A 25,745-nucleotide genomic window follows, 5' to 3' on the forward strand; every position below is an offset into this window, starting at 1 on the left:
CCGCTTGCGCCGCGCGCCAGGCCGTAGCGCCGGCCCGGGGGCGCCGCGCAGACGCCCCCTGTACGGGAGGGGGCGCTCAGGCCGGGTGCGGCCTCACAGCTGGGCCCGGTCGCCGCCCGACGCCTCCCAGCCCGCGACGGCCAGCGCGCGGTAGGCCGCGTACTGGGCGGCGGGGTCGCCGGAATCGGCCCAGGGCACGGCGCCCACGTAGCCGTCGACGACGCGCAGCGCCTCCATCGCCTCGCCGAAGCGTTCGGCGCGCACGAGGAAGCACACGAGCAGGTGCAGGACGTGCGGCTGCACGGGATGGCCCGCCTCGACCTGGTCGACGGCGTACTCCGCCGCCTCCACGGCCTTGACCACCTCCTCGCTCTGGTACAGCCCGCGCACCACGTTGACCTCCGGCAGGTGCTCGTAGACCGCGAAGAGCGGGAGCGCCGGCAGCAGCGTGCCCTCGGGCGCCTGCGCGGCGGCGGTCTGGGCGAAGGCGTCGGCCTCCACGCGGGAGCCGCAGCCCTTCTCCGACCAGTACGGCAGAGCGGCCAGGTGGGCGCCCATGTGGTGCGGTGCCTTGCGCCGCAGCGTGGCCCACAGCTCCTCGAAGTCGGCCCGGCGGTAGGAGAGGTGGCGTGCGACGAAGAGTTCCGTGATGTACGGCGTGGGGTCCTCGGGGGCGAGCCCGGCGGCTTCCCGGCAGACCGCTCGGGCCTCCTCCAGGATGATGCGGTGGTCAGCCGACGAGGGGTCGGCGACGGCCTGCCAGACGAGGAACTGCGCGTACACCTCCGCGCCGCCCGCGTCGCCCGGCTGCTGCGTGCGCCACTCACGCAGCCAGCGCGCGTCCCGCAGCCCCGCTTCCTTGCTGAAGGAGACGCCGCCGGACGCCTCACTCCCGCTGGGCGCCTGCGCCGGGCCCAGTTCCCGCGCCCGCGCCAGCTCCATCGCCGCGGCGCCCGCCATCGACTGCACGCGCTGCCAGCGCAGTTCCCACTCGTCGCCGGTCAGGGCCAGCAGCCTCGCGACGGGCTGCCAGTCCTGGGTGCGCTGTGTCTCCTCCAGCGCCTCGACGAACTCACTGTCGGGGCCCGGCAGCCGCACGTCGAGCTGCTCGGCCGGCACGAAGCCGTAGCCGGCGCCGGCGTCGAGGGCACGGGCGAACCCCTGCGCGCCCTCCAGACGCTGCCGCCTCCGGCGCATCGCGGGAAGGATCAGGACGCCGAAGACGGCGGTCAGTGCGACGAGCACAAGCAGGGCTTCCATGGCTGCGTTCTCCCCGAGTACGCGTGTGAGGCCGGCCGGGCGGCATTCCGTCGGTGCGGTTCCGCTGGAGCCGCTCCGACTCCACCGTACGGCGCATTAGTCTCGGCCCATGAGCGACGAGCACCACAACGGACCCATGCCCCACAGCTTCGAGACCCTCGCGATCCACGCGGGGCAGACCGCCGACCCCGCGACGGGTGCGGTGGTGACGCCCATCTACCAGGTCTCCACGTACAAGCAGGACGGCGTCGGCGGCTTGCGCGGCGGCTACGAGTACAGCCGCTCCGCGAACCCGACGCGTACCGCCCTCGAACACAATCTCGCCGCCCTGGAAGGCGGCCGCAACGCCTTCGCCTTCGCCTCCGGCATGGCCGCCGAGGACTGCCTGCTGCGCACGCTGCTCGTGCCGGGCGACCACGTGGTCATCCCCAACGACGCGTACGGCGGCACGTTCCGCCTCTTCGCCCGCGTCGCGGAGCGGTGGGGCGTGGAGTGGTCGGTGGCCGACTCCTCCGACCCGGCGGCCGTCCGTGCCGCACTGCGCGAGCGTACGAAGGCGGTGTGGGTGGAGACACCGTCCAACCCGCTGCTGGGCATCAGCGACATCGCGGCACTCGCCGAGGTCGCGCACGGCGCGGGGGCGCGGCTGGTGGTCGACAACACCTTCGCCAGCCCGTACCTGCAGCAGCCCCTCTCCCTGGGCGCGGACATCGTCGTGCACTCCACGACGAAGTACATGGGCGGCCACTCCGACGTGGTGGGCGGCGCCCTGGTCGTCAACGAGGCCGAGCTGGCCGCGGAGATCGCCTTCCATCACAACGCGATGGGCGCCGTGGCCGGCCCGTTCGACTCCTGGCTGGTGATGCGCGGCACGAAGACCCTCGCCGTACGGATGGAGCGGCACAGCGCCAACGCGACCCGCGTGGCCGAGATGCTCACCGCGCACCCGCAGGTCACGCAGGTCTACTATCCGGGGCTGCCCTCGCACCCAGGGCACGAGACGGCCGCGAAGCAGATGCGGGCCTTCGGCGGGATGGTCTCCTTCCGGGTGGCGGGCGGCGAGGAGGCGGCGGTGCGGGTGTGCAACGGCACGCAGCTGTTCACGCTCGGCGAATCGCTGGGCGGCGTCGAATCGCTGATCGAGCACCCGGCACGGATGACCCACGCCTCGGCGGCGGGCTCGGCGCTGGAGGTCCCGGCGGACCTGATCCGGCTCTCCGTGGGCATCGAGTCCGCGGAGGACCTGCTGACGGACCTGCGGCGGACGCTGGAGGCGGCTTCGGGCCGTCCGGCCTGACGCGGGCTGAGGCGAGGGCGGCGGGTACGGGGCGGGCGTCCCGGCCCGTACCCGCGGCTCTCCCGTCCGCGGCTCTCCCGCCCGCGGCTCCTCGCCTCCTCCGGAACGGGCCGCCCGTGCTCCGCGCGGGCTCCGCCGCGGCTACCAGCCCACCGGCGGAGTCGTACCCGCCGGCTCACCGGTCCACGGCGCCGCCACCAGCGCCCAGACTGCGAGACCGACGGCTACCGCGAAGAACGCCCACAGCACGAACTGCACGGTGCGCCGTCGGCGTACCAGACGTCTCCCGCGCAGCACCGCCCGCTCGGCGAGGTCGGGCGGTACAGGTGCCTGCTGCCCGCTCTCCAGCAGGCGGCGCACCTCGGTCTGCTTGCGGTCGGGGAGTTTCATGCGGTCTCCTCATCTCCCCGTCCCGGCCCGGCCCTGGCCGCGACCGCCCCTGTCGGCCCCTGTCGTGACCGCCGTCGCTCCGGCCGCCGTCGCAGTCACCTGCCCGCGCCCGCGCCCGCGCCGTGCACGCTGCCGGAGGCGCGCTGCCCGCCGCCCCTCCCGTCGCCTCCGGTGCGCTCGGCCGGACCGCTCAGCGCGGCTGCCGTCCCCTTCGTGCACAGGTCCCGCACCCGCTCCACGGGCAGTCCGAGCGCCGCCGCGGCCTGTTCCTCGGCCACGCCCTCACATATCCGCAGCACCAGCATCAGGCGCTCCTGAGGCGGCACGGAGCCGAGCAGGCCGCCGCGCGCACGCCGGTAGCGCCAGGCAGTGTGCGCGAAGTGGACGACGAGATCGTGGCGCGTGTGCTCGTACGGGTCCTCGCCGCGCAGCCGGCCCCAGTCGGCGTACGTACGCGCGAGCGCGCCCTCGAGCAGATCCCGGGCAGCGGGGGCCGCGCCGGGCGGCTCACCCGTGAGCAGCGTGGCGGCGTGCAGGAGCCTGCCTCCCGCGCCCGCGACGAACGCCTCGAACTCCCGGGCCCGGCGGCTTTCCTCTCGCGCCCGCCGCTGTGTCATTGTCCGCGCCTTCCGCCCGCCTTACGGCAATAGGACGGCAGGCGCACTGATCAAATCAAGAGGCGGGCGTGCCCGGGGCGGTCGAGGGCTGGACGGCGTGCATCGCGGTGTTGAAGCGGGTGAGCAGCGCACAGAAGGTCTCGCGTTCCTCCTCGCTCCAGTCCTCCGTCAGCAGGGCCATCAGTTCGCGCCGTGAGGAGCGCACCTGCTCCAGCCGTGCGGAGCCGTGCTGCGACAGCTTGAGCACGACGGCGCGGCCGTCCTCGGGGTGCGTGGTGCGTGTGACCAGGCCCGCGTCGACCAGCGGCGCGACCTGCCGGGTGACGGTCGAGGAGTCGATGCCCATCCCGGCCGCGAGCGCCTTGACGCCCATGGGGCCGATCCGGTCGAGCCGGTTGAGCAGCAGGTAGGCGGCACGGTCCATGGAGTTGCGGGCCTGCCCGACACCGCCGAGCCGGGTCTGCTCGGCGCGGCGCGCGAAGACGGCTACCTGGTGCTGCATCGCGTCGAGGACGGGGCTTCCTTGGCTACCGGCGTCGGACCGGCCGGGGGCGTCGGCTGGGCTGTTCTCTGTCATCATGTCCGGTTGCGTGGGCATGGCCGAGGTGCTCGCTTCTTCGAGAAAGTTCCAAGGACACGTAAAGAGTGGCTGTCCTGACAGCGTACGCGGCCACGGCGCGACCCGTGCCATCGCTGCACGAACCGGTGCGGACGGGTATCCTCCGCATCTCTTCCGCGGCCGGGGTGCCAGACTGGCGGCATGGTCTCCCCTCCCGCCGACGTGCCTGCGCTCTCCGTCGAGGACGTTCGGGCCGCGCAGAAGTCGCTCTCCGGCGTCGCCCGCACGACATCGCTGGAAGGCAGCCGCCACCTCTCCTCCCTCGTCGGCTCGCCCGTGCACCTCAAGTGCGAGAACCTCCAGCGCACCGGGTCGTTCAAACTGCGCGGCGCATACGTACGGATCGCGGGGCTGACCCCCGACGAGCGCGCTCGCGGCGTCGTCGCCGCGAGCGCGGGCAACCACGCGCAAGGGGTGGCGCTGGCCGCGTCCCTGCTGGGCGTGGCCTCGACGGTGTTCATGCCGGAGGGCGCCCCGCTGCCGAAGGTCGCCGCGACCCGTGAATACGGTGCCGGGGTGCGGCTGCACGGACAGGTCGTGGACGAGACGCTGGGGGCGGCGCAGGAGTACGCGCGGGAGACGGGCGCGGTCTTCATCCATCCCTTCGACCACCGGGACGTGGTGGCGGGGCAGGGCACGGTCGGGCTGGAGATCCTCGAACAGTGCCCCGAGGTGCGCACGGTCGTGGTGGGCGTGGGAGGCGGCGGCCTCATCGCGGGCATCGGGGTGGCCCTCAAGCAGCTCCGCCCTGACGTGAGGCTGATCGGCGTCCAGGCCGAGGGGGCGGCCGCTTATCCGCCGTCGCTCGCGGCCGGCGAGCCGGTGTCCCTGGACTCGGTCTCCACCATGGCCGACGGGATCAAGGTGGGGCGGCCGGGCGACGTGCCGTTCAAAATCGTTGGCGACGTGGTCGACGAGGTCCGTACGGTGTCCGAGGACGCCCTCTCCAGCGCGCTGCTGCTCTGCCTGGAACGGGCGAAGCTGGTCGTGGAGCCCGCGGGGGCGAGTCCGGTGGCGGCGCTGCTGTCCAGGCCGGAGTCCTTCGAAGGCCCCGTGGTGGCCGTGCTCTCGGGGGGCAACGTCGATCCGCTGGTGATGCAGCGGACGCTGCGGCACGGCATGGCGGCCGCCGGCCGCTATCTGTCCCTGCGGCTGCGGCTGACGGACCGCCCGGGGGCGCTGGCGGCGCTGCTGGGGGAGTTGTCGGTGGCGGACGCTAACGTCCTTGACGTGAGTCACGTACGGACCGACCCACGGCTCGGGCTCGACGAGGTGGAGGTGGAGCTGCACTTGGAGACGAAGGGACCGGAGCACTGCACCGCTGTCGCGTCCACACTGAGGTCGGCGGGGTACACGGTGGTCCTGACCCGCTGAGGCTGTCTGTCCGGGCGACGGGGGAGTCGGCCGAATTCGCGACTGTCGCGAATTCATTGACGCGATGTATCGCGTTCACACATACTGCTGTCCTGCGGATCGCAGGACATCCGTCGCCACTCCGTGCCGGACATTTCAGGCATGGGGCATGAGGCAATGTCCGCGATGTTTCTCAACGTTCTCTGCACACTTCTCCAGACTCTGGGAGCCCACTTATGCCAGGCGCCATTTACGCCGAAGGGCTGGTCAAGACCTTCGGTGCGGTAAGGGCACTGGACGGCGTCGACCTCGATGTCCCCGAGGGCACCGTGCTGGGCCTGCTCGGGCCGAACGGCGCCGGGAAGACGACCGCCGTACGGGTGCTCACCACCCTCATCGAGCCCGACAGCGGCAAGGCAGTCGTCGCCGGGATCGACGTGCTCAAGCGACCGCACGACGTACGGCGCTCGATCGGCCTGTCCGGCCAGTTCGCCGCCATCGACGAATATCTGACCGGCCGGGAGAACCTGCAGATGGTCGGCCGCCTCTACCAGCTCTCCGCGCGCGACGCGAAGAAGAGGGCGGCCGAACTGCTGGAGCGCTTCAACCTCGCCGACGCCGCCGACCGTACGGCCAAGACCTACTCCGGCGGCATGCGCCGCCGCCTGGACCTCGCCGCGGCCCTCGTCGTCCATCCGCCCGTGATGTTCATGGACGAGCCCACCACGGGTCTCGACCCCCGCAACCGGCTGCAACTGTGGGAGGTCATCGAGGACCTGGTCGCCGGCGGCACGACTCTCCTGCTCACCACTCAGTATCTGGAGGAGGCCGACCGCCTCGCCCACGACATCGCCGTGGTCGACCGGGGCAAGGTGATCGCCCGCGGTACGTCCGACCAGCTCAAGGCCCAGACGGGCGGCGAGCGTATCGAGGTCGTCGTGCACGACCGGGCGGAGATCGCCACGGCCGAGGCCGTGCTGGACAAGCACACCCTCACGGCCCCGGGCCAGGGCGGCGGAGTCACCGTCGAACAGCACACCCGCAGGCTCACCGTCCCGGTGACCGGCGGCGCCAAGCTGCTCGCCGAGGTCATCCGGGAACTGGACTCCCGCGGCGTCGAGATCGACGACATCGGCCTGCGCCGCCCCACCCTCGACGACGTCTTCATCACCCTCACCGGTCACGCGGCGGAGGCAGCCGAGGCGGAGGCCGAGGCGGCAGCCGCCCCCGGCGAGGCGGCAGCCGGCAAGAAGGACAAGCGCAAGGCCAGGAAGCAGAAGAAGGAGACCACCCAGTGACCGCCACCACCTCGGCGCCGACCGCTCCGGGCCCGGCCGCCCCGGCCGGCGGCGGCATCCGCCAGTCCGCACGCGACTCACTGACCGTCGCGAAGCGCAACCTCATCCGGATGCTCCGCATCCCCGAGGTCGTCATCTTCGGCCTGTTCCAGCCGATCATGTTCGTGGTGCTCTTCAGCTACGTCTTCGGAGGGTCCATCCAGGTCCCGGGCGCCGGCCTGGACCCGGGCCTCTACCGCGAGTTCCTCATGGCGGGCATCTTCGCCCAGACCGTCACCTTCGCCACGGCGGGGGCGGGCGCGGGTATCGCCGAGGACATGCACAAGGGGCTCATCGACCGGTTCCGTTCCCTGCCCATGGCCCGGGGCGCGGTGCTCACCGGCCGTACCCTCGCAGATCTGGTGCAGACCGCTCTGACGCTGATAGTGCTGGCCCTCGTCGCGATGCTCGTCGGCTGGCGCACCCACGAGAACGGGCTCAAGATCCTGGCCGGCTTCGGCCTGCTGCTGCTCCTGGGCTACGCCTTCACCTGGATCGGCGCGCTGATCGGACTGACGGTCCGCTCCCCCGAGGCCGCCACCTCCGGCGGTCTGATCTGGCTCTTCCCGCTGACGTTCATCTCGAACGCCTTCGTTCCCTCGCAGAACATGCCGACGGTCCTGCGGAACATCGCCGAGTGGAACCCGTTCAGCGCCACGGTGCAGGCCTGCCGCGAGCTGTTCGGCAACCTCCCGCCGAACTATCCGGTGCCCGACGCATGGCCGATGCAGCACCCGGCGTGGGCCTCGCTGATCTGGTCCGTCCTGATCATCGCGTTCTTCCGCACGCTGGCGGTGCGCAAGTACAAGTCCGCCACCGGCTGACAGCGGCCGAAGGCGCAGCGGTGGGCCCCGGCCGACGGCCGGGGCCCACCGCTGCGGTTCCGTGCGGCCTGCCGGCCGCGCCTCAGCCCTGGTAGGGCTTGGCTTCGAGGATCTTGACCGACGCCATCTTGCCGTTCGGCAGCTCGTACTCGGCTTCCGTACCGACCTTCTTGCCGTTCACGCCGCTGCCCAGCGGGGACTGCGGGGAGTACGTCTCGATATCCGAGCTCGCGTACTCGCGCGAGGCGAGCAGGAAGGTCACCGTGTCGTCCTCGTCACCGTCGAAGGCGATCGTCACGACCATGCCGGGCGCCACCACACCGGTGTCCGCGGGAGCTTCGCCGACCTTCGCGTTCTCCAGCAGCTGCTGGAGCTGGCGCACGCGCAACTCCTGCTTGCCCTGCTCCTCCTTGGCCGCGTGGTACCCGCCGTTCTCGCGGAGGTCACCCTCCTCGCGAGCCGCCTCGATCTTCTTGGAGATCTCGGTGCGTGCAGGACCCGACAGGTACTCCAGCTCGGCCTTGAGCTGGTCGTACGCCTCCTGGGTGAGCCAGGTGACGTTGTCGCTGGTCTGGGTCACAGGTGCTCCTCGTCGGTACTGGGAAATAAAACTCGCCCTGCCCATGAGGCTGCGCCTTCAGGGTGGGGCGGAAACTACGAGCCTAACAATTCCGGCGGAAAAGGGAAGGAGACCGAACGCTGCGTACGGCGTCAGTGACGGTCGGTCGACCGGGGCGCGCAGCCCATCAGTTCGGCGCTCGTCGCACGGGACGTCGTCCGTACGGAGGCGACCGTGTCGACCCGCTTCTCACCGCCGCCGACCAGGACGTCCTTGCGTCCCACCTCGCCCGCGTCCTCGGCGAGCGCGCGCAGCGTGCACACCCCTTCGGCGCCGCCGTCCTTGCGGACCTCCAGGTGCACCTCGACGGCACGGTCCGAGACGACCTTGAACTTGATCATCTCGCCGCTCACGTCCTGCCCGGAGATGTAACCGGCCCCGAGCCAGACGACCCCCACAAGCCCCAGCACGCCGAGCACCGTGCCGACGATCTTCAGCCTGCGGTCGGTACGGGCGTCACGCTCGCCGGCACCCGTACGTCCGTACCGCCCCGGAGGCACCCCCGTCGAACCGGGGGTGCGCTCTCCGCCGGTCTCCGCTCGCACGTCAACCATGACAGGGTCCACTTCCGTCGCGTCGGGGGTGATCGGGAATCGGGAATACATCAGCAGCCGATTCGGTCACTATAGAAGTCGCCTGCCGTGACGAGTTGACGAGGACCGAGTCTTGACTGACCAGCTGCGACTGATGGCCGTGCACGCGCACCCCGACGACGAGTCGAGCAAGGGTGCCGCCACGATGGCCAAGTACGTGTCCGAGGGGGTGGACGTGCTGGTCGCGACCTGCACAGGGGGCGAGCGGGGGTCCATCCTCAACCCCAAGCTCCAGGGCGATCCGTACATCGAGGAGCACATCCACGAGGTGCGCAAGAAGGAGATGGACGAGGCCCGCGAGATCCTCGGGGTGAAGCAGGCATGGCTCGGCTTCGTCGACTCCGGCCTTCCCGAGGGCGACCCGCTGCCGGCGCTGCCGGAGGGCTGCTTCGCCGTCCATGACGTCGACGAGGCCGCGGGTGCGCTGGTTCGCCTGATCCGCGAGTTCAAGCCGCACGTGATCACCACGTACGACGAGAACGGCGGCTACCCCCACCCCGACCACATCATGACCCACAAGATCTCCATGGCGGCCTTCGAAGCCGCGGGCGACCCGAACAAGCACCCGGAGGCGGGTCCCGCCTGGCAGCCGCAGAAGATCTACTACAACCAGGGCTTCAACCGCCCCCGCACCCAGGCGCTGCACGAGGCGCTGCTGGAGCGCGGGCTCGACTCCCCGTACGGGGAGTGGCTGGAGCGCTGGAAGTCCATGGGCCGCGAGCGCGAGATCACCACGTACGTGCCCTGCGGCGACTATTTCGAGATCCGCGACAAGGCCCTGATCGCGCACGCCACACAGATCGACCCCGACGGCGGCTGGTTCCGCGTCCCCATGGACATCCAGCGGGAGGTGTGGCCGACCGAGGAGTACGAGCTGGCCAAGTCCCTGGTGGACACCTCGCTACCCGAGGACGACCTCTTCGCGGGCATCCGCGACAATTGAAGACATGACCCTGACGAGTCCGACACAGAGCACCGTGGACCAGCTCCTTCCCCTCGCGAAGGAGCTGGATGAGAACAAGGTGACTCCGGGCGTCCTCGGCTTCGTCGTCTTCGCCGTGATGGGCCTCGCGGTGTGGATGCTGATGAAGTCGATGCACCGGCACATGAACAAGGTCGACTTCGAGGAGCGGCCCGCGGGGGACGGCGGCCCTGCGCAGGGCGTCGCCGCCGCCCCGGCCTCCTCGTCCTCGGCACCGCTTCCGGCACAGCCTGCGGCGTCCGGGGACGGGGAACCCCCCGCCTCGGGCACCTGACCAGGAACACACGTACGCAAGACGGGAGTTCGCCATGCTGTTCGGCAGCCACAAGAACCGCCTCCCGACCGCGGAGGAGGCCCTGCCGGGCCGCCCCGAGCGGGAGTTCACCGTTCCCGAGCGTCACACGGTCCTCGGCAACCCGCTGCTGGGCCCGTACCCGGAGGGCCTGGAGGTCGCGGACTTCGCCATGGGCTGCTTCTGGGGCGCGGAGCGGATCTTCTGGCGCGCCGACGGAGTCTGGACGACCCTCGTCGGCTACCAGGGCGGGCACACACCCAACCCGGCGTACGAGGAGGTCTGCTCCGGCATGACCGGGCACACCGAGGGGGTCCGTGTGGTCTTCGACCCCGCGAAGGTCACGTACGAGCACCTGCTCAAGCTCTTCTGGGAGTCCCACGACCCCACACAGGGCTTCCGCCAGGGAAACGACACCGGCACCCAGTACCGCTCGGCGATCCACACCCACGGTCCCGTGCAGCAGGCGGCGGCCGAGGCGTCACGCGACGCGTACCAGAAGGTCCTCACCGCCTCGGGGCACAGCACCATCACGACGGAGATCCTCCCCGCCCAGGGGCGCACCTTCTTCCCGGCTGAGGGCTACCACCAGCAGTACCTGGACAAGAACCCGGCGGGATACTGCGGGATCGGCGGGACGGGCGTGAGCTGCCCGGTGGGGGTGGCGCCGGCTGAGGGCTGAGTTCCCGAGCCGGGCGGCGGCGTTCCTGCCGGCAACGGTGCTCTGGAACATCGCTTGTCCGGCTCGTCCGGCTCGTTCGCCGCGTCGACTCCCGCCGCAGACAAGTACGTGAGGTCACTCGTCGGGGTGCCTATGCGCTGATCCCGCTCGGTACCCTGTAGCAGAGATCAGACTCTCATCCATGGGAGCAGCCATGTCGACCCCCGCCGCCGAGCAGCCACTCGTACCCCAGCCTCCGGACACTGTGTCTGCCCTGCGGCAGGCGTTGGCTCAGATCGCCCCCGCCGCGCTACCGGCTTTCACCCGAGAACTCGACCTGGCGGCCGATCAGTCCCGGCACGGCGACGATCTCGCTCCGTTGCAACGCTTCATCGCGCAGTGGGGCGTCTACGTCCATATCCAGCGGCAGCCGGAGCTCGCCGACGAATTCCGGCGCTGCGAAGACCTCGCTGAATCCGGCGACGCGGTGCAGGCCAGACGCGCCGCGTCCGAGCTCGGCCGACTCCTTGATGAAGCACACGCCGCGCTCCAGCTCCCGCCGCGGTGAGCAGCAAATGGCGCTGGGAGTACGACCCGGACCACGCCAACGTGGCCGGTGGAGTCCCGAAGCACGTGGTCGCGGAGGTGGAACGCCTTGCCGGACAGCTCGTCGAGCTGGCCGAAGTGGGGGTCGAGATCAGCGATGCCGCCTTCATCGACATCTCCCGCATGCGCCAGCTGCTGCACGACGACGGCGTCGAAACCACCGCGGCGATCTGCAAGCTCGACGAGACCGACATGGCGGGGCGGGTTCTTGAACAGTGCACGCCGCAGTGCGGCTGATCAGTCGAGGCAGAACTCGTTGCCCTCGGGGTCGGACATCACGATGTGTCCGGTCCAGAGCGGCGGCGCGGGCTCGAAGCGCCTGAGCCGGGTGGCGCCGTGTGAGACGAGCCGCTCGGCCTCCGTCTCCAGAGCCGCCATCCGCTCATCGCCCTCGAGCCCGGGGGCGGCTCGCACGTCGAGGTGCACGCGGTTCTTGACCTGCTTGCGCTCCGGCACCTTCTGGAAAAACAGCCGCGGCCGGGAGCCTTCGGGATCGACGAGCGCCGAGGCATCGTTACGGCTCCCGGGCGGTACGCCCATCGCGTCCAGGGCCTGTTCCCACGACTCGAATCCGCCGGGCGGATCCATCAGCCGGTAGCCGAGGGCCTCGGCCCAGAACGCCGCCAACCCGCCCGGATCGGCGGCGTCGAAGGTGAATTGCACGTCGCGGGCCATCTCAGCTCGCCTCCCGTCGGGTCTGCAGGCGGGTGTGCCGGTGCAGGTCGCGGAGCAGGCACACCTCGGCAAGATGGTGGATCAGCTCCCGGTTGATGTGCAGCACGAGCGCCGCCAGAGGATGCGCCGCGTACGGGCCCTCGGACTCTCCGCATGGACGGGTGAGGCCGGCTTCGCCCAGCGACTCGACCCCCGCCAGCCATGTGGCGTACTCCGCGTCGAGCTGGGCCAGCGCCGCAGCCGCGGTCCCGGCGTACTCGAACGACTGGTAGTCGGTGGTCTCACGACCGAAGTGCGCGGCGTTGCGCACCGCGAGCACGCCGACGATCACGTGCCCGAGTCGCCAGGCGATCGTCGTGAACGGTGGCGGGTCGGGCTCGGGCATCGCGAAGTCGATGGTCATCGCTCCGGACCCGGCCTGCACGGGTGCGGTGCCGGTGCCGCGTGGGCGCACGCTCCAGCAGCCGGGCTCCGGCTCCCAGAAGTACTCGTCGTCGGTGAGACCGTCGAGACGGTCGCGCAGCTGTTGGGTCCAGTGCCAGTCGAGCTGGTCTCGGAGCAGGGGGTTCCAGATCTGGTCGGTCATGGTGCCAGCCTTCCGCATATAGCGGACAGGATCGTTCCGTGATCTGTGGAACGATGAGTGCGTGACCGTGGAGGGGACGACCGAGCGGGTGCTGCGTTTGCTGGCGCTGCTGCAGCGCCGGCCGACCTGGACCGCCGCCGAGCTCGCCGCAGAGCTGGGTGTCACCGACCGATCGGTGCGCCGTGACGTGGACCGGCTCCGCGCGGTCGGTTACCCGGTACACGCGACGGCGGGCGTCGGCGGCGGCTACCAGCTCGGCGCGGGCACCCGGTTGCCGCCGCTGCTCCTCGACGACGAGGAGGCGATCGCGACGGCGGTTTCCCTGCGGCTCGCATCGGGCGGCACCGTCGCCGGGGCGGGCGAGGCGGCTCTGCGGGCTCTCACGAAGCTCGACCAGGTGATGCCGCCCAGGCTGCGCGCCGAGGTGCAGGCAGTTCACGGCGCCACCGAGACCCTTGTCGGCCCCGGAGTCGAGATCGACGCGGAGCTGCTGGTGACACTCGCCCGCGCCTGCCGCGACGCCGTACGGGTGCGGTTCCGGTACGCCGGACGCGACGGCGACGAGCGCGGACGCTCGGTCGAGCCGGTGCGAATGGTCGCCACCAGCCGCCGCTGGTACCTGATGGCCTGGGACGTCGACCGCGACGACTGGCGCACCTTCCGGCTCGACCGGATGCGCGAAGTGGTGGCTTCGACCTGGCGCTTCCGGGTGAGAGAGCATCCGGATCCGGTCGCCTACGTGCAGCGGTCGGTGACCGCGGCGCCGTACCGGTATGTCGCCCGGGTGCGGCTGCGCGGCCGGCCCGACCAGGTGCGGGAGATGGTGCCTCCCCAGGTGGGGCGCGTCGAGGACGATCACGACGGGTGGTGCGTGCTCGTCACGGGCGGGGAGGACCTGGACTGGCTCGCCGTACACGTGGCCCGGCTGGGCTTTGAGGCGGAGGTGCTGGAGCCTCCGGAACTGCGAGAGGCCGCTGCTCAGCTCGCCCGGCGCCTCGCGGCGACGGCCGGGGACGGCTGAGGGTCCGTTCGCTCCTTGCTCAGCGGACAGTACGGCTCGGCCGCGGGCTCTCGTCCTGCCGGCCGACGGCTGGTGCCGGTTCCGTTCGCTCGGGGATTCGGATCCGACCACGAGTGACAGCGGCCGCATCGCATTCTTCAGGGACAGCTTCGGGCCTTTGGCGGAGTTCATCGGGGCGATGAACTGCGAGGAAATCGTCGACAACCCCGAGCGCGCCCCTGGACGGCCTGGAAAGCCCGGCCCAAGGTGAAACCGGTGCGGCACCCGGAAGTGCCTCAACGGTAATTGCGAGGCTACGGCGGGATTCGGTCATGGCTACTTAGCATGGGTGGATGGCGGATCGACCATCACAGAATCCCCGGCTGCTGTCGGGCGGCAACCCTCAGATTCCGAAGGGCGACGGCGATGAGCCTGTCCAGGCGTACATCGCCGCAATGCCCGCCTGGAAACACGATGTCGGCCGGCACCTGGACGACCTCGTCGTGCGCACCGTCCCCGGCGTGCGCAAGGCGGTCCGCTGGAACTCGCCCTTCTACGGCACCGAAGGCAACGGATGGTTCCTCAGTCTCCACTGCTTCACGAGGTACGTGAGAGTGACGTGGCTCAACGGCTCGTCGCTGGACCCGCTCCCCCCTGGCGACTCCAAGCACGAGCACGTGCGCTACCTCGACATCCATGAGGATGACGAGCCGGCGGAGAAACTCATCGCGAGCTGGATCCGGCAGGCGGCCGGCATGCCCGGCGAGGACCTCTTCTGAGCGGACCGTCCCCGCAGGAATCAGTGCGCGGCGCGGACGTCTCGTCGTCGCAGCCCCGCTATCCGGTCGGCCGCACTTCCGGGCCTGTGTCCGGGCAGCCGTACCCGGGCGAACACAACGCAGGCAGGGTCGGCGGGCGGGGAGGCGTGCTGACCTGAACACGGCGGAAAGCGTGAACGCCCCGGCGGTCGAATTCACGGGAGAGACAAGGCGTTCGTCAAGAGGCGCCCTCGTTCCATCCATCCCTCGGGTGGTTTCGTGCGGACCCCATGTACTTCTGCCGTCCTTACCGCATTTCCTGATGTGTGTTGTCCTCGCTGCCGGGCGGACCACTGTTCCCCGGCATGCGCGCACCCTTTCAGGAGGATCGAAATTCGCATGCACCGCACTCTCGTCACGCGCCTGGCCACGGTCGTCGGCCTGATCGCCGCGATGCTGGGCACGTCCGTCACCACGGCCACGGCCGCTCCGGGCGACCGGATCACTCCCGTCACCATCGTCAACTCCGCGACCAGCGGACACCTCATTCCCAACGACTACGGGAACAACCGGGAGGACGGCATCTACACGTGGGCCTGGAACGGGCCCACCTACGGCAGCGACCAGTGGACACTGGAGGAGAGCAGCAGCGGCCACTACCTGATCCGTAACAACTCCACCCGCAAGTGCCTGAAGCCCGGCGGCACTTACTACGCGAAGACCTATGTGACCCAGGGCAACTGCGCGGACAGCTTCGAGTACCAGTGGGATCTGGAGCGGGCGCCGTTCAGCAACCTCTACAAGATCGTCAACCGCTCCACGCACCAGGCCATGACCCCGTACTACAACGCGCCCAACCAAGTCGTCGTCCTCGACAACGACAGCAACGACGCCAAGAACCTCTGGTCCCTGACCGGCCTGTGATCTGACGGGCGGCCGTTTCCCCGCGGTTCGCACGCGGGGAAACGGCCGCCCAGGCCGGGAGCGCAGCCGGGAGCGCAGCTTGGAGGCGGCTTTGGCGGAGCGTCACGAGGCACGAGAAGATCTCCGCGACGGACCACCACGTGCTGAAGAGCTCCCCCGGCCGGCGGGCTTACCGAGGCGGAGGTGCGCGGGCTCGCCCGCCACACCTATGGGAGGAGGAAGTCCCGTACGAGACCGCCCACTTCCTTCGGCGACTGCAGGTGCAGCATGTGTCCGGCATCCTGCACCCGGGTGATGCGCAGTCCCGGTCGGCCGTTCTTCCTCAGCGCTTCGAGCCCGTTGTGCACTCCGGCCAGCAGTGCCTCGTTCAACTCCCGGAGGGGTGCGGGCAGTCCGGCCAGATTCGGGACCTGGCCACCCTGCACGAGGAGCGTGGGGCAGACCGCCTCGCGTACGACTGTGAAGGTGTTCCAGCCCTCGAGCGGTTCCATCAGAGGTGCCTGGTCCGAAGCCGCCGGCTTGCGCCGGTAGCGTCCGTCCGCCAGCAGTTGGAGCGAACGCCGGGTGCCGGCTTCCTCCAGCGCGGTGTCCAGTCCGTACACCGCGGCTGCCTGACGGGTCCGCTCGATTGCCTGTTCGGCCTGTTCCGCATCGAGGACGTCCGGTGCGAGTGCCGCGGAGTGAGCCGCGAGTTGCTGCGCGCGCCGGTCCGCGACGACCCCTGCCTCCAGACCTGGATACAGCTCCGCATCGCCCCCACCGAAACCGTCGAGATCGACCACCCCGGGGCATTCAGGGCGCCGGTGGCCATGGCACAGAGCGATCATGCCGCCCAGGGAGTGGCCGATCACGCGCGGATTGTCCAGGGCCAACGCGTCGGCGATCGCGTCCAGGTCGGCGAGGTGAGCGGCCCAGCTGTAGTCGCCGTCCACCGGCGGGTCGGACAGGCCGTGCCCGCGGAGGTCGTAGGAGACCAGTCGCATGCCGGTCAGATGGGGTCGCATGCGCTCCCAGTCGAGCAGACTGCGGTTCGCTCCGTGACAGAGCACGACATCCGGGCCGTCACCGCCGTGGTCCGCCACGGCGAGGTCACCGGCCGGCCCGGCGACACGGTGATGCGGTGGTTGCGACAAGGGATCCCCTCTCAGCGGCCGGAGCTGACCAGGCAGCGGCCGGCGTCTTCTCTGTGACCTCGCACGTGGCGCGACGCGCGTCGGCGGCGCCGTCGTGTCGAGGTCCCGGCACCAGCCGGGACCGTCGCACGGCCCACCCGGACCGATCCACTGAATTTCACGGCGGAGCGAACGCCCCCAGCCGGGAGGGTGACCCGACGTCCTCGGGCCTCGTCGCGCGGAGCGCCGCTGTGCCGGTGCCGCACACCGCGCCACCCTGAAGCCGGCCGCTTCACGCCGGCCGACGCCTCCTGGGCGAAGCCGATCGAGGCGCACAGGGCATCCGCTGGTGCGGCCGCCCTCTCCATCCAGCGCCCCGCCCGCCCCGTGACCGTCTGCGTTCTGGCACGCGAGCGGCCTCGCCGCAGGAACAAGCCCCGTCAGGGCCGTTCAGGCTTGCGGGCCAGCAGGCAGGCGTGCGGTCTCCTCATCCGTCCGCCGGGCTCCTGCTCCAGCCTCGCGGTGACAACGAGTCCGGCCTGCTCCAGCAGGCCGACCACGCGGTTCAGCGGCAGAAGGTACGACTCGTAGGAGACCGGACGGCCGTAGCCCCGGGTCGAATGCAGCCGTTCATCGCCGACATGGTCTCCCCAGAGCAGGTGGCCGCCGGGCGCGAGCGTGCGGTGGAACTCGGCGAACACCACCGGCAGCCACCGCGGGGGCGTGTGATGGGTGGAGTACCAGGCCAGGATGCCGCCGAGCTCGTCGTCCCCCATCTCCAGCGAGGTCATCGAGCCCTCGGTGAACCACAGGTTCGGATATGCGTGCCGGGCCAGCCCGATCATCTTCGGTGACAGATCGACGCCGAAGGCGGACACCCCCATCCCGGCCAGGTGCGCCGTCACGCGGCCGGGGCCGCATCCCAGGTCCGCCACCGGCCCCGGACCGGCCGTCCGCACGAGTTCGGCGAACCCCGCCAGCATCGCGCGTGACAGCGGATCCATCTCGGCCGGAGGCGGGACGCGTTCGACGTAGTCGACGGCAACCGTGTCGTACGACGCACGTACGGCGGCCAGAAAGGAAGGCTCGGCCATGCGGACGACCGTAGACCGGGGAACTGACAGGCGGTGGCGCGACCTTGTTGACCTGCGTGACACCACCGCCGCGGCCGCCCGGCCGTCAACCCGCTCCGGTGATCACTTCCGGTCACGTACTAGCGAGGCGTCACTGTGTCGCGTGCCGCGACTGCTTCTATGAGGCGCTGTTCGGCGTCCTCGCCCGCGGCGACCCTGGGCAGGCGCCACAGGAACACCGCTCCGACCAGCCACCAGCCCCCGACGATCGCCCACTCCGCCGGCCATATGAGAGCCGCGGGCATGCCGGGCAGGTAGAGCGTGGCGAGTCCGAGGCTGAGTATCAGTGCGACGACGCCGGAGGCGACGCCGCCGGGGGTGCGGAAGGGCCGGTCCATGGCCGGTTCACGGCGGCGCAGCATCAGGAAGCACATCACGACGACGGTGTACGCGATCACGATGTTGATGCCACCGGCGTCGACCAACCACACCAGCATCGGCTCTCCGAACAGCGGGGCGAGCACCGACAGTCCCCCGATGAAGAGCACCGCGTTGCCGGGCGTGCGGAACCGGGGATGGACACGGCCGAACCAGCCGGGAACCATCCTGGAGCGTGCCATGGCGTACAGCAGGCGACTGCCGCCGATGAGGAATGCGTTCCAGCTGGTCAGGATGCCCGCGATGCCGCCGATGACGAGAACGTCGCCCATGGCTTCGCTGTTCCACACGGCGGCCATGGCGTCGGCGGAGGCGAGTTCGGAGTCCGCGAGGGCAGAGGCACTCAGACCCGAGCCCACCGTCAACATGATCATGACGTACCAGACCGTCGCGCAGAGCACGGAGACGACGAGCAGCTTTCCCATCTGACGGTAGGGCAGCTTGATCTCCGCCGCGGACTGCGGGATCACATCGAACCCGACGAACAGGAAGGGCACGGCGACCAGGACCGTGAAGAACCCTTCCATCCCGCCGGCGATCAGTGGCCGCATGTTGCCGGTGGAGCCGCCGGTGAGGGACCCGAGCAGCAGGGCTGCTCCGGAGGCGAGGAGGAACAGCACGGCGATGGTCTGGAACACGCTGGCCGGGCGGATGCCGCGGTAGTTCAGAGCGGTGATGCCGACCGCCGAGACGACGCCGACTGCGACCCAGCTGGCATGGACGTCGTAGTCGGCGACGGTCCACAGATGACCGGCGAGCATGTCGGGGAAGAGGTGGAGGACGGTCTGCGGCAGGGCCACGGCTTCGAAGGCGGCGACGGAGGCGTATCCCAGGACCAGGGCCCAGGACGCCACGAACGCCCCCCGCCCGCCCAGCGCCCGGAGCGCGTAGTTGTGCTCGCCGCCCGCGTGGGGCATGGCGGAGACGAGTTCGGCGTAGGTGAGGCCGACCATGCAGACGATCAGCCCTCCGCCCGCCATGGCCAGGGCGGCGCCGAGCGGCCCGGCCTCGCTGATGAAGTCGGAGGTCAGCACGATCCAGCCGAAGCCGATCATCGCGCCGAAGGCCAGGGCCAGGACGTCCCCTCTGCCGAGGACCTTCAGGAATCCTCCGTTGTCAGCCATGCGCGGGTCCCGCCTCTCGGGAGGTCGATCCGGGGTGCGCAACAGTGGAGCCCAAGGCAAAGCATGACGCCATGCGCATGACGTACAAGTCCTGCCGCGTCTCTGTACGCGGAGTCGAACGGGACGAGCGTGCCTTGCTCTCCCCCTGACCTCGGCTTTCGGGCCGGGAGTCCGGCGCGGCCCCGGGAGGTCCCGGAACTCCCGGGGCGTACCGCGGGCTTGCGGTGCTGCGTCCGGGGAGCCACTCACGGCACGGATGCCGGCTCCGGGGCCGCCTCGTGGTCGTACGGAGCGTCCCGCCGTTCATCGGCCCGTGGGCGCCGTACTGCTCGTTGCAGACGGCGCGGCGGGTTCGCCGGCACGGGATGTGAACCGGCCCGGCCGGAGTCACTCCCGGCCGGCGCCGGGGCCGGGTACCGGACGCCGGCTTCCCGCGCCGGCGGACTCCGGCCGGGAACCTCGCCGGATCCGGCGGCGACGTGCCAGCCGAGTCGCGTCCGGGCTCCCGCAGGCCGGATTCCGTGTGGTCACGGTGTCAGAGCTTGTCCATCCCCGTGTAGGGGCTGACGATGCGGGCCTGGTGGGAGCCGAAGTCGACGAGCATCGCGATGCCTTCCTCGGCACCGACGACTCTGCCCAGGCCGTACCGGTCATGTGAGACCCGGTCACCCAGTGCGAAGTGCTTGGCCAACGGATCGGCGGGAGCTTTGAAGGGACTGGTGGGCAGATGGCGCCGAGGCGCGGAGGGTTTCGTCATCGTGAGTTCAGTATGCGCTGCCCGGGCCCTGAGCGATCAGGCCGGGACGGCAGGAGTGGACTTTCGGTAGGGGCCCCGGACGCTCGGCCGGGCACGCGGTCCGGCGCACGGCGGCGCGAGGCGTCGTACGTGCCGGCCGTCCGTTCCCCTCCCCGCAGACCTCTCCGCGGGCCTCCAGCTCCCCGCCCCGCTGCTCTCCGGGGCGAGATCCGGCCTCGCGCGGGGTAGAGGCTACGGAGGCACGCGACGAACACGAGCGGGGTCCATCCCCGAGCGACCCGACCACGGAGAGCCATGCTGAACTCCTTCACCCACCGCCTCCCCACCCCCGAGGAAGCCTTACCGGGCCGCACCGAGCCGATGTTCTCCATTCCGGAGACCCATCCCGTGCTCGGCACCCCTCTGTCGGGCCCCTGCCCGGAAGGCTTCGAGACCGCCGACTTCGCGCTGGGATGCTTCTGGGGCGCCGAGCGGCGCTTCTGGCGGACTCCCGGCGTGTGGACCACTCTTGTCGGCTTCCAGGGCGGCAGCACGCCGAATCCCATCTCGGAGGAGGTCGCCGACGGCCGCACCGGTCACGCGGAGACGGTCCGCGCGGTCTTCGACCCCTCGAAGGTCTCGTACGGGGAACTGCTCAAGCTGTTCTGGGAGTCCCACGACCCGACACAGGGCTTCCGGCAGGGCAACGACGTCGGCACGCACTGCCGCTCGATGGTCTTCTTCCACTCCCCCGCCCAGCAGGCGGCGGCGCAGGCGTCCCGCGACGCCTACCAGAAGGCCCTCCGCGACGCGGGCTACGGCGACATCACCACCGAGATCGTTCCCGCGGAGTCCTTTCCCTTCTATCCGGCCGAGGCCCGTCACCAGCAGTACCTGGAGCGCAACCCGACGGGTTACTGCGGCCTCGGCGGTACGGGCGTCGAGCTGGGCATGCCGTTCGGGACCGGCTGATGCGCCGCCGGCCGGGTCCGGCGGACCCGGCCGGCGGGACGCAGCACGCACATCCGGGCATGCGGCCCATTGCAGACGCAGGCGTCCCGCGCCTGCACGGCTCGATTCGGATACGGCTCGGTCACGAATTCAGACACAGTTTTCGGCCGTCCCGGAATACAGAAAGCATCCCGTCACGAACGGAGCGGATTCTTCCTGCCCGGTAACCGCCCGTCGGCACGCGTGAGCGATCACATCCGGGCAGTGAAAAGACACGCTCACCAGCGGTGCGGCGGCCGCGGCCGCCCCTCGGGCACTACTGTCATCAACTTGTGACTACCGCCACAGGAATTAGTGATCGTCATCCTTCCTCCCGCAATTGACGCGTGATAGGAACTGACGACAACCCGGCCTTTGGCCTGCCCTTTGAGTACCTTCTTCTGAAGGGTCGGTGAACGTCGGCCGCAGTACAGTGTCCCAACTCCATCCAGCGGCGCCTGCACAATCGGGGCGCCACACGAGTATTTGGGACACACTCCGCCCAATTCCGTTCCACTTCTGCCAAAGGTGACCCATGTCACTTGACTCTCTGACGAACAACATCGACAAGACCGTCAACGAGATCTTCGATCCGGTCGCCACGTGGCTGACCGAGGTCGTCTTCTACGCGGTCCCCGTGGCCGGCGCGGATCTGCCGCTCATCGTGGTGTGGCTGGTGGTCGCCGGTCTTGTCTTCACCACCTGGTTCGGCGTCATCCAGTTCCGCAAGTTCAAGCTCGCCCTGGACGTCGTGCGCGGGAAGTACGACGAGGGCGGTTCCTCCGGTGAGGTCAACCACTTCCAGGCGCTGACCGCCGCCGTCTCCGGCACGGTCGGGCTCGGCAACATCGCCGGCGTCGCGGTCGCCGTGAGCATCGGCGGTGCCGGCGCGACCTTCTGGATGATCCTTTGTGGTCTGCTCGGGATGGCGACCAAGTTCGTCGAGGTCACCCTTGGCGTCAAGTACCGCGAGGTGCACGCTGACGGCACCGTCTCCGGTGGCCCGATGCACTACCTGCCGAAGGGGCTCGCGGAGCGCTTCGGCAAGCGCGGGAAGGTCTTCGGTTCGGTCCTGGCCGGGCTCGCCTCGACCATGATCCTTTTCTTCGGCCTCTTCGGCGGCAACCTCTTCCAGGTGAACCAGAGCTACGCCCAGCTCGCCGCCACCACGGGCGGCGAGGACGGCCCGCTCGGCTCCTCCGGCGGCGCGCTCGCCTTCGGTCTGCTGATCGCCGCCATGGTGGCGATCGTCCTGATCGGCGGCATCCGCTCCATCGCCTCCGTCACCAGCCGGCTGATCCCCGCCATGGCGATCATGTACATCCTGGCCTGCCTGACGGTCATCCTCATCAACGTCACCGCGGTACCTTCCGCGATCGCCACGATCATCGAGGGTGCCTTCAACCCCGAGGGCGTCGCGGGCGGTGTCATCGGTGCGCTGATCGTCGGCTTCCAGCGTGCCGCCTTCTCCAACGAGGCCGGTCTCGGCTCCGCGCCGATCGCCCACTCCGCGGTGAAGACCAAGCACCCCGCCAGCGAGGGCCTGGTCGCCCTGCTGGAGCCGTTCATCGACACGGTCATCATCTGCACCATGACCGCGCTGACGATCGTCATCGCCGACCCGGCCAGCTGGAGCGAGGCGAAGGACGGCAACGAGGTCGACGGTGTCACCATCACCTCGGACGCGTTCGGGACGGTGCTGCCCTGGTTCCCGAACCTGCTGACGGTCGCGGTCCTGCTGTTCGCGTTCTCCACGCTGCTGACATGGGGCTACTACGGTCTCAAGTCCTGGTGCTACCTGTTCGGGAAGTCCCGCACCAGCGAGATGACCTTCAACATCGTCTACAGCGTGGTCTGTGTCGCCGGTGCGCTGCTCTCCCTCGACACCCTGATCAGCATGGCTGACGCGATGCTCTTCCTGCTGGCCGTCTTCAACGTCACCGGCCTGTATCTGCTCGCGCCCATCGTCAAGAGGGAGCTCAGCTCCTTCGTGGCGCACGTCCGCGGTGAGGGCACCGCAAAGGAAGAAGAGCCGAGCGAGCCGGCTGCCAAGTAGGCACACCGCCCCGTCGAGGTTCCCGTACGCGCCGTCAGCGGTGCGTACGGGAACCTCTTCGTTTCCGGCGGCCTCTGCCCTCGGCGAATCTGCCGAGGGGCAAGACCTCTGACGCGGCGTCCCCGGCGGGCCAACAGTGGGATGTGAGCGGCGAATCGCGCCGCTCCCGCCCCGTCTGAAGGAGCCCCGATGCCGCCACTCGCCATCCAGCACGACCCCGCCGGGGTCCCGCGCGCATCGCAGGAGGAGACACCTGCGAGCCGGTTCGACGACCACCTCGCCGCGCAGCTCCTCACCCAGCGGATCGTCCTCCTCGGCAGCCAGGTCGACGACGTCTCCGCGAACCGCGTCTGCGCGCAGCTGCTCCTGCTGTCCGCCGAGGACCCGCGGTCCGACATCAGCCTCTGCATCAACAGCCCCGGCGGTTCCGTGACGGCGGGACTGGCGATCTACGACACGATGCGGCTCGTCCCCAACGACGTCTCCACGCTCGCCATGGGCTTCGCGGCGAGCATGGGGCAGTTCCTCCTGACGGTGGGGGCGGCGGGGAAGCGCCACGCCCTGCCGAACTCGCGGATCATGATGCACCAGCCGTCCGCGGGCATCGGCGGGCCGACCGCGGACATCGCGATCCAGGTCGAGAACCTCCAGTTCATGAAACGGTCCATCGAACGGATCACGGCGGAGCACACCGGGCAGAGCGAGGAGACGATCTCCCGCGACGGTGACCGCGACCGCTGGTTCACGGCCGAGCAGGCGGTGGAGTACGGCTTGGCCGACCGGGTCGTCCAGTCGCTGGACGACGTCCGTCCGGCCGTCCCGACGCGACGGACGGGGCTGTGAGATGAGCCAGTACACGATTCCGACCGTCATCCAGCGCACCCCGCAGGGAGAGCGCGCCTACGACATCTACAGCAGCCTGCTCGCCGAACGCGTCGTCTTCCTCGGCACCGAGATCGACGACGGCGTCGCCAACTCCGTCATCGCCCAGCTCCTCCACCTGGAGTCCTCAGGCCCGGACCGCGAGATCTCCGTCTACATCAACTCACCGGGCGGCTCGTACACCTCGCTGACAGCCGTCTACGACACGATGACCTTCGTCGGCGCACCGGTCTCGACCTACTGCGTCGGGCAGGCGGCCTCCACCGCGGCGGTGCTGCTGGCAGGGGGCGACCCCGGCCGCCGCTACGTACTGGAACACTCGCGGGTGCTGCTGGGGCAGCCTGCGAGCGGCGGCAGGCAGGGGACGGTCTCGGATCTGAGCCTGCAGGCAGAGGAGATGATGCGCATCCGGTCCGAGGTCGAGGAGGTGCTGGCCCGTCACACCCACCACGACGTCGCGACGCTGCGCGCCGACATGGACCGTGACAAGGTCTTCACCGCGCACGAGGCGGTGGCCTACGGGCTCGCCGACGAGGTGCTGAGCAGGCGGATGCAGCCGGGCTGACCGCCGCGACCGGGAGAACGCTCGGCTCTCAGGCGGCGAGGCGCACGTCGCCCGGGCGTCTCCCCGCCCGGGCGGCAGGCCCGTTACGCCGGGCGCTCATCTGCGTCACGGACGTCACGGTGGCCGCCTCGTCCTCCGCGGCCGCGCCCCGGGAGCCGGCGTCGTGCGCCGGAGTGCGCGGGGCGCCGGCAGCCGGCGCTGCGGCAGGGGACGCGGCCGGACGCCGCCGGTAAGGCCCGGCCAGTTCGCTCCCGGCGAGTGAGAGGACGTCGGCCAGCCCCAGCCCGAGTGCCTTGGCGGCGGCCGCGAGCACCTCGGACGAGGCCTCCTTGCGACCCCGTTCGACCTCGGAGAGGTAGGGCATGGAGATGCGGGCCGCGTCGGCGACGTCCTGGAGGGTGCGCTGCTGAGCGCGGCGTTCCTTGCGCAGTACGTCTCCGACGAGGTGCCGCCACAGAGGCTCCACGGCCCCTCGGGCGTGCGCCGCCGGCGGGTGGGGACTCAGTGGGATGACGCGGTCCTGTTTCGGCGAGTGGCTGCTCACCTCCCCAGAGTAGGAGCGTCCCGCCCGGACGGGCTCCCCCCGGGAGCGGCGTTCCGCCACCGGCGAAACCAACAGGGTCGCCGTCCCTACGGGTGCGCCGGGCCGCCCGCCGGGAAGCGGGGAGCCCGGGCGGCTGCCGCCGGACGGCGTCCGTACAGAGGCGTCGGGCGACGCCGCTCAGCACTGACCGGGCCCGGGGCGGCGGTGCACAATCTGAGGCATGAGCCGAGGACGAACAGCCACCGGACAGGACCGGCCCGAGACCGACGTGGCGAGCCGGCCCGCGCCCGGAAGGAGCGGGCCGCTGTGGACCTGGCTGATGCCGAGCCTCCTGACGCTCGGCGCGATGGCCGTGTGGGGCGCTGTGCGGTACCCGGAGCTGCCCGACCGGGTGCCCCTGCACATCGGCCCGGACGGCGTCGACGCCTGGACGGGGAAGACCTTCTGGAGCGTCTTCGTCCCGGTTCTCACCTATGCGGGAATCACCCTGGTCGTCGTCGGCTGCGCGGCCCTGACGGCGCGCATCACCCCGCTGGACGAGATGCCGGAGCCCCGGGACGGCCGGCCCGCGGGCGGCCTGAGCAGCCGCCCGGCCAGCGCGGTCTCGGCCCGCCGCACGGCCAGGTCCCTGCTGGTCCTGAACGCCGGGCTCGGTGTGGGTCTGGTGCCGCTGTGCTGGGTCCAGTGGCGCACGTCCGAAACGGCGGACGTGCCGGTCTGGCTCCTGGCTGTCACGCCCGCTCTCTTCCTCCTCGCCCTCGTCCCGGTCGGCGTGGCCTGGTGGCGGGACACGGCCGACAAGAGAACGGCCTGAGCCGGCGGCGCCCGTCGG

The 25,745-nt window shown here is 70.4% G+C and carries 29 protein-coding genes and 1 pseudogene; 17 read left to right on the forward strand and 13 right to left on the reverse strand.

Annotation, left to right across the window (positions count from 1 at the left end):
- Positions 1-93: 93 nt before the first annotated feature.
- Complete coding sequence (locus H343_RS0109765) at positions 94-1,260, reverse strand: hypothetical protein (RefSeq protein WP_028430978.1); 1,167 nt, start codon at positions 1,258-1,260, stop codon at positions 94-96.
- A 109-nt stretch (positions 1,261-1,369) separates the two neighbouring features.
- On the opposite strand from H343_RS0109765, the gene H343_RS0109770 reads away from it, so the two are divergent.
- Entirely contained in the window at positions 1,370-2,557 is a 1,188-nt protein-coding gene (locus tag H343_RS0109770) for a cystathionine gamma-synthase (RefSeq protein WP_028430979.1), read from the forward strand.
- Positions 2,558-2,698: 141 nt separating this feature from the next.
- Here H343_RS0109770 and H343_RS0109775 read toward each other — a convergent pair whose 3' ends face one another.
- The 3 genes from H343_RS0109775 to H343_RS0109785 form a co-directional block, all read right to left on the reverse strand.
- Positions 2,699-2,947, reverse strand: a complete 249-nt coding sequence (locus H343_RS0109775) for a hypothetical protein (protein WP_028430980.1) — start codon at positions 2,945-2,947, stop codon at positions 2,699-2,701.
- A gap of 95 nt (positions 2,948-3,042) precedes the next feature.
- A complete protein-coding gene (locus tag H343_RS29890) occupies positions 3,043-3,564 on the reverse strand; it encodes an RNA polymerase (protein WP_078505310.1) in 522 nt (173 codons plus the stop codon).
- Positions 3,565-3,619: 55 nt separating this feature from the next.
- The gene (locus H343_RS0109785; protein ID WP_028430981.1) at positions 3,620-4,162 is read right to left on the reverse strand and encodes a MarR family transcriptional regulator; all 543 of its coding nucleotides are present in this window, start codon (positions 4,160-4,162) and stop codon (positions 3,620-3,622) included.
- 162 nt (positions 4,163-4,324) lie between these two features.
- Between H343_RS0109785 and ilvA the strand changes: the two genes are divergently transcribed.
- The 3 genes from ilvA (at position 4,325) to H343_RS0109800 (ending at position 7,697) form a co-directional block, all read left to right on the forward strand.
- A complete protein-coding gene (gene ilvA, locus H343_RS0109790; RefSeq protein WP_028430982.1) occupies positions 4,325-5,557 on the forward strand; it encodes a threonine ammonia-lyase in 1,233 nt (410 codons plus the stop codon).
- Between the two features lie 215 nt (positions 5,558-5,772).
- Positions 5,773-6,834, forward strand: a complete 1,062-nt coding sequence (locus tag H343_RS0109795; protein WP_028430983.1) for a daunorubicin resistance protein DrrA family ABC transporter ATP-binding protein — start codon at positions 5,773-5,775, stop codon at positions 6,832-6,834.
- A complete protein-coding gene (locus H343_RS0109800) occupies positions 6,831-7,697 on the forward strand; it encodes an ABC transporter permease (RefSeq protein ID WP_028430984.1) in 867 nt (288 codons plus the stop codon). The genes H343_RS0109795 and H343_RS0109800 overlap by 4 nt, the downstream gene beginning before the upstream one ends.
- An 82-nt stretch (positions 7,698-7,779) precedes the next feature.
- On the opposite strand, the gene greA is transcribed toward H343_RS0109800, so the two are convergent.
- Entirely contained in the window at positions 7,780-8,277 is a 498-nt protein-coding gene (greA, locus tag H343_RS0109805) for a transcription elongation factor GreA (RefSeq protein ID WP_028430985.1), read from the reverse strand.
- A 131-nt stretch (positions 8,278-8,408) separates the two neighbouring features.
- Positions 8,409-8,870, reverse strand: coding sequence for a DUF4307 domain-containing protein (locus H343_RS0109810; RefSeq protein WP_051264882.1), 462 nt, complete (start codon positions 8,868-8,870; stop codon positions 8,409-8,411).
- Positions 8,871-8,982: 112 nt separating this feature from the next.
- On the opposite strand from H343_RS0109810, the gene mca reads away from it, so the two are divergent.
- The 5 genes from mca to H343_RS29895 all read left to right on the forward strand — a co-directional run bounded on the left by mca (position 8,983) and on the right by H343_RS29895 (position 11,687).
- On the forward strand, positions 8,983-9,852 hold the full coding sequence (gene mca, locus H343_RS0109815) for a mycothiol conjugate amidase Mca (RefSeq protein ID WP_028430987.1): 870 nt from the start codon (positions 8,983-8,985) through the stop codon (positions 9,850-9,852).
- A 4-nt stretch (positions 9,853-9,856) separates the two neighbouring features.
- A complete protein-coding gene (locus H343_RS0109820) occupies positions 9,857-10,165 on the forward strand; it encodes a hypothetical protein (protein WP_051264884.1) in 309 nt (102 codons plus the stop codon).
- 34 nt (positions 10,166-10,199) lie between these two features.
- On the forward strand, positions 10,200-10,865 hold the full coding sequence (msrA, locus tag H343_RS0109825; RefSeq protein ID WP_028430989.1) for a peptide-methionine (S)-S-oxide reductase MsrA: 666 nt from the start codon (positions 10,200-10,202) through the stop codon (positions 10,863-10,865).
- Positions 10,866-11,058: 193 nt separating this feature from the next.
- Entirely contained in the window at positions 11,059-11,412 is a 354-nt protein-coding gene (locus H343_RS35865; protein WP_078505312.1) for a hypothetical protein, read from the forward strand.
- On the forward strand, positions 11,409-11,687 hold the full coding sequence (locus H343_RS29895) for a hypothetical protein (protein ID WP_037903132.1): 279 nt from the start codon (positions 11,409-11,411) through the stop codon (positions 11,685-11,687). Before H343_RS35865 ends, H343_RS29895 begins: the two co-directional genes overlap by 4 nt.
- On the opposite strand, the gene H343_RS0109840 is transcribed toward H343_RS29895, so the two are convergent.
- Both H343_RS0109840 and H343_RS0109845 read right to left on the reverse strand, forming a co-directional pair.
- The gene (locus tag H343_RS0109840; RefSeq protein WP_028430991.1) at positions 11,688-12,125 is read right to left on the reverse strand and encodes a VOC family protein; all 438 of its coding nucleotides are present in this window, start codon (positions 12,123-12,125) and stop codon (positions 11,688-11,690) included.
- 1 nt (position 12,126) lies between these two features.
- A complete protein-coding gene (locus tag H343_RS0109845) occupies positions 12,127-12,711 on the reverse strand; it encodes a DinB family protein (RefSeq protein WP_028430992.1) in 585 nt (194 codons plus the stop codon).
- Between the two features lie 67 nt (positions 12,712-12,778).
- Between H343_RS0109845 and H343_RS0109850 the strand changes: the two genes are divergently transcribed.
- The 3 genes from H343_RS0109850 (at position 12,779) to H343_RS0109860 (ending at position 15,393) form a co-directional block, all read left to right on the forward strand.
- Complete coding sequence (locus H343_RS0109850) at positions 12,779-13,732, forward strand: helix-turn-helix transcriptional regulator (RefSeq protein ID WP_486586844.1); 954 nt, start codon at positions 12,779-12,781, stop codon at positions 13,730-13,732.
- 332 nt (positions 13,733-14,064) lie between these two features.
- The gene (locus tag H343_RS0109855) at positions 14,065-14,490 is read left to right on the forward strand and encodes a DUF1801 domain-containing protein (RefSeq protein ID WP_028430994.1); all 426 of its coding nucleotides are present in this window, start codon (positions 14,065-14,067) and stop codon (positions 14,488-14,490) included.
- A gap of 378 nt (positions 14,491-14,868) precedes the next feature.
- Entirely contained in the window at positions 14,869-15,393 is a 525-nt protein-coding gene (locus H343_RS0109860; protein WP_028430995.1) for an RICIN domain-containing protein, read from the forward strand.
- A 206-nt stretch (positions 15,394-15,599) separates the two neighbouring features.
- Here H343_RS0109860 and H343_RS34130 read toward each other — a convergent pair whose 3' ends face one another.
- The 4 genes from H343_RS34130 to H343_RS0109880 all read right to left on the reverse strand — a co-directional run bounded on the left by H343_RS34130 (position 15,600) and on the right by H343_RS0109880 (position 19,897).
- Entirely contained in the window at positions 15,600-16,526 is a 927-nt protein-coding gene (locus H343_RS34130) for an alpha/beta fold hydrolase (RefSeq protein WP_158679541.1), read from the reverse strand.
- 419 nt (positions 16,527-16,945) lie between these two features.
- Complete coding sequence (locus H343_RS0109870; RefSeq protein ID WP_028430996.1) at positions 16,946-17,599, reverse strand: class I SAM-dependent methyltransferase; 654 nt, start codon at positions 17,597-17,599, stop codon at positions 16,946-16,948.
- Positions 17,600-17,718: 119 nt separating this feature from the next.
- The gene (locus H343_RS0109875) at positions 17,719-19,140 is read right to left on the reverse strand and encodes an APC family permease (RefSeq protein WP_028430997.1); all 1,422 of its coding nucleotides are present in this window, start codon (positions 19,138-19,140) and stop codon (positions 17,719-17,721) included.
- A 535-nt stretch (positions 19,141-19,675) separates the two neighbouring features.
- On the reverse strand, positions 19,676-19,897 hold the full coding sequence (locus H343_RS0109880) for a hypothetical protein (RefSeq protein ID WP_028430998.1): 222 nt from the start codon (positions 19,895-19,897) through the stop codon (positions 19,676-19,678).
- Positions 19,898-20,191: 294 nt separating this feature from the next.
- On the opposite strand from H343_RS0109880, the gene msrA (H343_RS0109885) reads away from it, so the two are divergent.
- The 4 genes from msrA (H343_RS0109885) (at position 20,192) to H343_RS0109900 (ending at position 24,369) form a co-directional block, all read left to right on the forward strand.
- Positions 20,192-20,848 (forward strand): peptide-methionine (S)-S-oxide reductase MsrA, encoded by a 657-nt coding sequence (msrA, locus tag H343_RS0109885; RefSeq protein WP_028430999.1) that lies wholly within the window; start codon positions 20,192-20,194, stop codon positions 20,846-20,848.
- Between the two features lie 553 nt (positions 20,849-21,401).
- Positions 21,402-22,922, forward strand: coding sequence for an alanine/glycine:cation symporter family protein (locus tag H343_RS0109890; protein ID WP_028431000.1), 1,521 nt, complete (start codon positions 21,402-21,404; stop codon positions 22,920-22,922).
- Between the two features lie 189 nt (positions 22,923-23,111).
- Entirely contained in the window at positions 23,112-23,765 is a 654-nt protein-coding gene (locus tag H343_RS0109895) for an ATP-dependent Clp protease proteolytic subunit (protein WP_028431001.1), read from the forward strand.
- Position 23,766: 1 nt separating this feature from the next.
- On the forward strand, positions 23,767-24,369 hold the full coding sequence (locus H343_RS0109900) for an ATP-dependent Clp protease proteolytic subunit (RefSeq protein WP_028431002.1): 603 nt from the start codon (positions 23,767-23,769) through the stop codon (positions 24,367-24,369).
- Between the two features lie 187 nt (positions 24,370-24,556).
- On the opposite strand, the pseudogene H343_RS34135 reads toward H343_RS0109900, so the two are convergent.
- Positions 24,557-24,913, reverse strand: a pseudogene (locus H343_RS34135) (helix-turn-helix domain-containing protein); the annotation flags it as partial.
- Positions 24,914-25,133: 220 nt separating this feature from the next.
- Between H343_RS34135 and H343_RS29910 the strand changes: the two are divergent.
- A complete protein-coding gene (locus H343_RS29910; RefSeq protein ID WP_078505317.1) occupies positions 25,134-25,727 on the forward strand; it encodes a DUF1648 domain-containing protein in 594 nt (197 codons plus the stop codon).
- Positions 25,728-25,745: the final 18 nt, after the last annotated feature.

Source organism: Streptomyces sp. TAA204 (assembly GCF_000424965.1).

Bases quoted from the DNA above. Each gene is read 5' to 3' on its own strand.
- H343_RS0109765 (WP_028430978.1), bottom strand. From the start codon at position 1,260: ATGGAAGCCCTGCTTGTGCTCGTCGCACTGACCGCCGTCTTCGGCGTC.
- H343_RS0109770 (WP_028430979.1), top strand. From the start codon at position 1,370: ATGAGCGACGAGCACCACAACGGACCCATGCCCCACAGCTTCGAGACC.
- H343_RS0109775 (WP_028430980.1), bottom strand. From the start codon at position 2,947: ATGAAACTCCCCGACCGCAAGCAGACCGAGGTGCGCCGCCTGCTGGAG.
- H343_RS29890 (WP_078505310.1), bottom strand. From the start codon at position 3,564: ATGACACAGCGGCGGGCGCGAGAGGAAAGCCGCCGGGCCCGGGAGTTC.
- H343_RS0109785 (WP_028430981.1), bottom strand. From the start codon at position 4,162: ATGCCCACGCAACCGGACATGATGACAGAGAACAGCCCAGCCGACGCC.
- ilvA (WP_028430982.1), top strand. From the start codon at position 4,325: ATGGTCTCCCCTCCCGCCGACGTGCCTGCGCTCTCCGTCGAGGACGTT.
- H343_RS0109795 (WP_028430983.1), top strand. From the start codon at position 5,773: ATGCCAGGCGCCATTTACGCCGAAGGGCTGGTCAAGACCTTCGGTGCG.
- H343_RS0109810 (WP_051264882.1), bottom strand. From the start codon at position 8,870: ATGGTTGACGTGCGAGCGGAGACCGGCGGAGAGCGCACCCCCGGTTCG.
- H343_RS0109820 (WP_051264884.1), top strand. From the start codon at position 9,857: ATGACCCTGACGAGTCCGACACAGAGCACCGTGGACCAGCTCCTTCCC.
- msrA (WP_028430989.1), top strand. From the start codon at position 10,200: ATGCTGTTCGGCAGCCACAAGAACCGCCTCCCGACCGCGGAGGAGGCC.
- H343_RS35865 (WP_078505312.1), top strand. From the start codon at position 11,059: ATGTCGACCCCCGCCGCCGAGCAGCCACTCGTACCCCAGCCTCCGGAC.
- H343_RS0109840 (WP_028430991.1), bottom strand. From the start codon at position 12,125: ATGGCCCGCGACGTGCAATTCACCTTCGACGCCGCCGATCCGGGCGGG.
- H343_RS0109845 (WP_028430992.1), bottom strand. From the start codon at position 12,711: ATGACCGACCAGATCTGGAACCCCCTGCTCCGAGACCAGCTCGACTGG.
- H343_RS0109855 (WP_028430994.1), top strand. From the start codon at position 14,065: ATGGCGGATCGACCATCACAGAATCCCCGGCTGCTGTCGGGCGGCAAC.
- H343_RS0109860 (WP_028430995.1), top strand. From the start codon at position 14,869: ATGCACCGCACTCTCGTCACGCGCCTGGCCACGGTCGTCGGCCTGATC.
- H343_RS0109870 (WP_028430996.1), bottom strand. From the start codon at position 17,599: ATGGCCGAGCCTTCCTTTCTGGCCGCCGTACGTGCGTCGTACGACACG.
- H343_RS0109875 (WP_028430997.1), bottom strand. From the start codon at position 19,140: ATGGCTGACAACGGAGGATTCCTGAAGGTCCTCGGCAGAGGGGACGTC.
- H343_RS0109880 (WP_028430998.1), bottom strand. From the start codon at position 19,897: ATGACGAAACCCTCCGCGCCTCGGCGCCATCTGCCCACCAGTCCCTTC.
- msrA (WP_028430999.1), top strand. From the start codon at position 20,192: ATGCTGAACTCCTTCACCCACCGCCTCCCCACCCCCGAGGAAGCCTTA.
- H343_RS0109890 (WP_028431000.1), top strand. From the start codon at position 21,402: ATGTCACTTGACTCTCTGACGAACAACATCGACAAGACCGTCAACGAG.
- H343_RS0109895 (WP_028431001.1), top strand. From the start codon at position 23,112: ATGCCGCCACTCGCCATCCAGCACGACCCCGCCGGGGTCCCGCGCGCA.
- H343_RS0109900 (WP_028431002.1), top strand. From the start codon at position 23,767: ATGAGCCAGTACACGATTCCGACCGTCATCCAGCGCACCCCGCAGGGA.
- H343_RS29910 (WP_078505317.1), top strand. From the start codon at position 25,134: ATGAGCCGAGGACGAACAGCCACCGGACAGGACCGGCCCGAGACCGAC.